We start from the raw sequence: 4,712 nt of genomic DNA, 5'->3' as shown, positions 1-4,712 counted from the left end.
GCTGTCGCGGCGCACGATCCGAAATTGACCGGATGGTAGGAGTCCAGGTCATGGACGATGGTGGCGTGTATCGGGCCGCGCTGTTGCGGGGTCAGGGATGCGACGATCGCCCCGGCTTCGTCAACCGCGGCCACGACACCGTCGGAGTTGCCGACATCCGCTCGTGCCCGAGCCAGGCCGTCGGCGAGGAGGATCGCCCGCTGCGGCCCGGACGGGGCGTACCGCAATCCGTCCAGTGCGTACTCCTCGGCGCCGCGGGGGTTGCCCGCGTAGTCCTCGACGATCGACTGCATGTGCCGGGTCCACGCGATGAGCTGCGGGTCCTCCAGCAGCTCACCGCGACGGAAGGCTTCGGCGAGGGAGAGCCGCGCGGCATCCGTCTGGCCGGCGTTGTTGTGCACCCAACCGCGCAGGCCGGCGCCGATCCCGGCCTGGCGCCACAGCCGGGCCTGGTCGGCGGGGCGCAGGCTGAGCTGTCCGAGCGCGTCGGTGACCTGCTGCATCTCGGCGATCCGCCCGAGCAGCACGGTCGGCGGGGTCGTCGGTTAGTCCGCGACGATGCTTTCCAGCTGGGCGTCGACGAGGGCCAGCCCACCCGAGCCGGAGGCGGTCCTGTCCAAGGCGAGCAGCCTGTCCAGCGGGGTGAGCGCGGATGCGACCGCCACCCCGGCGACCGTCAGGCCGGCCGTTGCGGCAAGTGCTTCGAGGAGATCCCGGCGGTTCGTGGCAGCCTCCCCGATCAGCCGCTGCACAGACATGGCAGGCACGCCATGGTCGGTGAGCGCGATGGTCTCTTGCGTCGTTATCGCGCGCGTGGCCTTCTCATCGTGCACGCCCTGGCGCGCCCTGTCGCGCGCCTTTGTCAGGCGGTGTGCGGACGCAGGGAGGCGGCCAGGGTCCCCAGGTCGGCGGCGGACGCACCGCCCTCGCCGCCGCCGTCGGAGACGATCAGTACGACATCGCCGACCTGGCGGGTGAACGCGAGGTGGCCGGCGTCGTCCCGCCTTTCCTGCCAGGACTCCCCCGCCAACCGTGCGGTCCCCGTCACCGGCCGGTCGCCCAGGACCCGCGCTACCGCGTCGGCCGCATTGCCCTGGTTGAGCTGGGCGTACGTACGGTTGCCCGGACGGTCGACCACGTAGCCGATGCGCAGCTCGACCACGTTCGCGCGGGACGCACCGGGGGGCGGCTGCGTCCGGATCGACGTGGCCTTCCAGTAGCTGGGCAGACCCGCCGGTTCGGCGACGTCAAACGGCGCCGAACGCGCGAACGCAGCCAGCGGGGCGGCCGTGTCCACCGCGCTCACCGGGTCCGAGCCACCCCTTGGCATGAACAGGGTGAACAGCGCCACCCCAAGCATCACAACACCGAGGGACAGCACCATGTCCCGGATCGTTTCCTGACCGCGTCGTCGTGCCACCCGTCCATCCTGACGTCCCGTCCCGAGCCGGACCCGACGGGGCAGCCGACCGGGGGGCCAAGGGCCAGGGGCGGGGCTGGGGTGGAGTGGGCCAACTAACAGGACGCCGTGCGGCCCAGCCACACGTGCAAAGGCCGACTGGCGATAAACAATGGACGAGCGTCCGGCACGCCCCCTCCGCGGGCCGGACGCCCTCGTCCTGCGTGGCACCGTGGTTCTCTGGTGCCACCTTCGTTCTCTGTGGCACCGTGGTTCTCTGGTGCCACCTTCGTTCTCTGTGCAGTTCGACGCACAACCGACGACTGGCGTTGCGTCGGCACCGGCGACCGTGGTGTCAGACATCCGACACCCGATGGATCCACCACAGGCCAGGCGGCCTCGCAGTGGTACGCCCCCCGACCGGCCGGGTGCTGAGCTCGGCCGTCACACCGCCGGTGGGCGCACGGACGCGGGTGCAATTACGCTCGGATGCGTGGCAGCAGACAGCAACCTTCCTGATCCTCTCGCGGTCCAGGGGCAAGCGCCCGATCGCAACCTCGCTCTCGAGCTCGTCCGGGTGACCGAGGCGGCTGCGCTCGCCGCCGCCCGATGGGTCGGGCGTGGCGACAAGAACGGCGCGGACCAGGCCGCCGTCGACGCCATGCGGCGGCTCGTCGGCACGGTGTCGATGCGCGGGATCGTCGTCATCGGTGAGGGCGAGAAGGACGAAGCCCCGATGCTCTTCAACGGTGAGGAGGTCGGGTCGGGCGAGGGTCCCGAATGCGACGTCGCGGTCGACCCGGTGGACGGCACCACGCTCACCGCCAAGGGCATGAACAACGCGATCGCGGTGATGGCCGTGTCCGAACGCGGGTCCATGTACGACGCGAGCGCCTGCTTCTACATGGAGAAGCTGGTCACCGGACCTGAGGCCGCCGCCGTGGTGGACATCACAGCGCCCGTCGAGGACAACATCCGCGCCGTCGCCAAGGCCAAGGGCGTGCATCCACGGGATGTGACCGTCGTCGTCCTGGAGCGTCCGCGCCACGTCAACCTGGTCGAACAGATCCGTGCGGCCGGTGCCCGGGTGAAGCTCATCTCCGACGGGGATGTGGCCGGCGCGGTCATGGCCGCGTCCGCCGACACCGGCGCCGACCTGCTGCTGGGCATCGGCGGCACCCCTGAAGGAATCATCGCCGCGTGCGCGGTGGCCTGTATCGGCGGTGTCATCCAGGGACGGCTCTGGCCGCGGGATCCCGACGAGCAGAAAAGGGTCTTCGACGCCGGCCATGACCCCACGCGCGTTCTGACCACGCGCGAACTCGTGAACAGCGACAACGTCTTCTTCGTCGCCACCGGCATTACCGACGGCGAGTTGCTGGCCGGGGTCCGCTACCGGCCCGGTGGGGCGAACACGTCATCCCTGGTCATGCGATCGCGCAGTGGGACGGTCCGCCGGGTGGACAGCCAGCACCAGTTGACCAAGCTCCAGGCCTACTCAACGGTGCCGTTCTGATCAGGGCAAGGACCCTGAGCAGCCCAACGGCTCCGGGCAAACCGCCGGCACCAGGTGAGCTGCCGCCAAGTGAGCCGACACCGAGTGAGCCGACGCCAAGCGAGCCGACGGCAAGCGAGGCGACACCGAGTGAGCCGACGCCAGCGTTGCCGTTGCGGGCGGGCGCCTGGGTGACGCGCGTCGTCGTCGCGACCGCCGCTCGTCTGGACAGACCCGGTCCGCACGGACGCGCCACCCAGGTCACCACACTGCCCGACGCCGCCCGGTGTTTTCTGCGTCATCCCCGGCCACCGGTGCTGCTGGGCACCGTCGGGAGCCTGGCGACCGTGCGGCTCGCCCGTGGACGCTTCGGGCGGGCCGATGTCCTGGTCGCCGCGTCGATGGTGGCCACGCAGCCGTTCGTCGAATGGGCGGTCCACCGGGAGATCCTGCATGCCCAGCCGACCAGCCCGATCGGCCGTGCCTTCTACCGGACCGCCGGCAAGGGGCACGAGCAGCACCACCGTGACCCGACGAGCCTGGACACGATGTTCGTACGTCCGCAGGAGGTGCTTGGCGGCGGCACGATCGCCCTTGCCACAGCCGTTTTCGGATCACCTGGGGCGGCGACCGCGGCGCTGTGCGCGGCGGCGGGCCTACTCGCCTACGACTGGACCCACTTCCTCATCCACAGCAGCTACCAGCCTCGAAGCAAAATGTACCGACGGCACTGGCGCAACCACCGTCTGCACCACTTCCGTAACGAGCGCTACTGGCTCGGAGTCACGTCGAATATCGGCGACATCGTTCTGGGAACCAACCCGCCACGTGACGCGGTTGCGATCTCACCGACGGCAACGCGCGCACCTACCCGGTGAGTTGTCGCGGAGCCGCCCATATCCGCACCTGGTCGACGTACATGGTGACTGTCGCGGGTGTCTGGCTGGTCCGGCACGGGATCACGGAGATACAGCCCTTGTCCAGCTGCAGGGCCAGATGCATCGCAGACGTCGACGGGATCGGGTTGAACGCACCCGCGGTGCTCGGCGCGCTCACCGTCCATTCCGGCACACCGTTGAGATAGAACGTGATCGATCGGGGCAGCCACTCGACCGCGATCGTGTGCCACTGGGAGTAGTCGCCGGGCAGGTAGTGCCACTCCACATGATTGTTCGATCCGTTGTGGACGAAGCTCGACGCACCCTGGCGGTTTCCGTTGATCGCTTCTAGCAGGTCGATCTCACCGTCGGTGGGCCAGTGGCCGGACGCCGGCCACAGCAACACCACCCCCGAGTAGCCATCCCCACGCTCAACCCGGACGCGGACCTCCCAGCGTCCATACCGCAGGTCGGTCTTGCTGGCGATCCCACCGGACAGATCCCGCCCGGCGGCGTCGAAACCGCCGGTAAGACGCAGCGTGCCACCCGCGACCGTGGCCCGGGCCGCCGACCGTGGGAAGGCAGCCGCGTTCGGGCTGTCATAGACCCACCAGTTTCGAGGGTCGACACCCTTGCCGTCGAACTGTTCGACGAACAGCGGGGCGCCCCAGGCCGCGACCGCCGAGGCCGATCGCGGGTCGGCGATACGCGCCGGCCCGCCGCCGAGCACGGCGGGGTCCGTGCACGCCGTGGCAGCGCCGAACGCCACAACACAAGCCGCGAGCAGCGGCAGGACAACGCGGGGCCTGGTACGCATCTGAGGGCAACCCAACATCCGGGCGGGTCAGGCCCCCACTGACCCGCGCAACCGGCTTTCCTGTTGCCAGCGAACCTAACACGGAAAGTAATCAGTCGGACGCGAAACGCTTACGTTACGTGA

At 69.6% G+C, this 4,712-nt stretch carries 5 protein-coding genes and 1 pseudogene; 2 read left to right on the top strand and 4 right to left on the bottom strand.

The genetic code is table 11. The annotated features are described in order from the left end of the window. From U9980_RS17140 to U9980_RS17130, 3 genes and pseudogenes are all read right to left on the bottom strand, one after another. Nucleotides 1-527: pseudogene (locus U9980_RS17140) on the bottom strand (hypothetical protein); the annotation flags it as partial. An 18-nt stretch (nt 528-545) separates the two neighbouring features. Then, entirely contained in the window at nt 546-767 is a 222-nt protein-coding gene (locus tag U9980_RS17135) for a hypothetical protein (RefSeq protein WP_322768836.1), read from the bottom strand. A 95-nt stretch (nt 768-862) separates the two neighbouring features. Beyond that, a complete protein-coding gene (locus tag U9980_RS17130) occupies nt 863-1,420 on the bottom strand; it encodes a DUF4245 domain-containing protein (protein ID WP_322768835.1) in 558 nt (185 codons plus the stop codon). A 472-nt stretch (nt 1,421-1,892) separates the two neighbouring features. Between U9980_RS17130 and glpX the strand changes: the two genes are divergently transcribed. Together glpX and U9980_RS17120 are read left to right on the top strand one after the other, a co-directional pair. Next, on the top strand, nt 1,893-2,915 hold the full coding sequence (gene glpX, locus U9980_RS17125) for a class II fructose-bisphosphatase (protein ID WP_322747658.1): 1,023 nt from the start codon (nt 1,893-1,895) through the stop codon (nt 2,913-2,915). A gap of 170 nt (nt 2,916-3,085) precedes the next feature. Next, entirely contained in the window at nt 3,086-3,772 is a 687-nt protein-coding gene (locus U9980_RS17120) for a sterol desaturase family protein (protein ID WP_322768834.1), read from the top strand. Here the strand turns inward: U9980_RS17120 and U9980_RS17115 are convergent. Then, entirely contained in the window at nt 3,762-4,589 is an 828-nt protein-coding gene (locus U9980_RS17115) for a glycoside hydrolase family 16 protein (protein ID WP_322768833.1), read from the bottom strand. The two genes, U9980_RS17120 and U9980_RS17115, sit on opposite strands and share 11 nt — an antisense overlap. Between the last annotated feature and the right edge of the window lie 123 nt (nt 4,590-4,712).

This window comes from Protofrankia sp. Cr1 (assembly GCF_963555865.1).
Taxonomy (GTDB): Bacteria; Actinomycetota; Actinomycetes; order Frankiales; family Frankiaceae; genus Protofrankia.
The sequence above is the reverse complement of the archived record's forward strand: the minus strand, read 5'-3'. Positions and strand labels throughout refer to the sequence as shown.

Coding starts and splice junctions, on each gene's coding strand:
- U9980_RS17115 (WP_322768833.1), bottom strand. CDS start 4,589: ATGCGTACCAGGCCCCGCGTTGTCCTGCCGCTGCTCGCGGCTTGTGTT.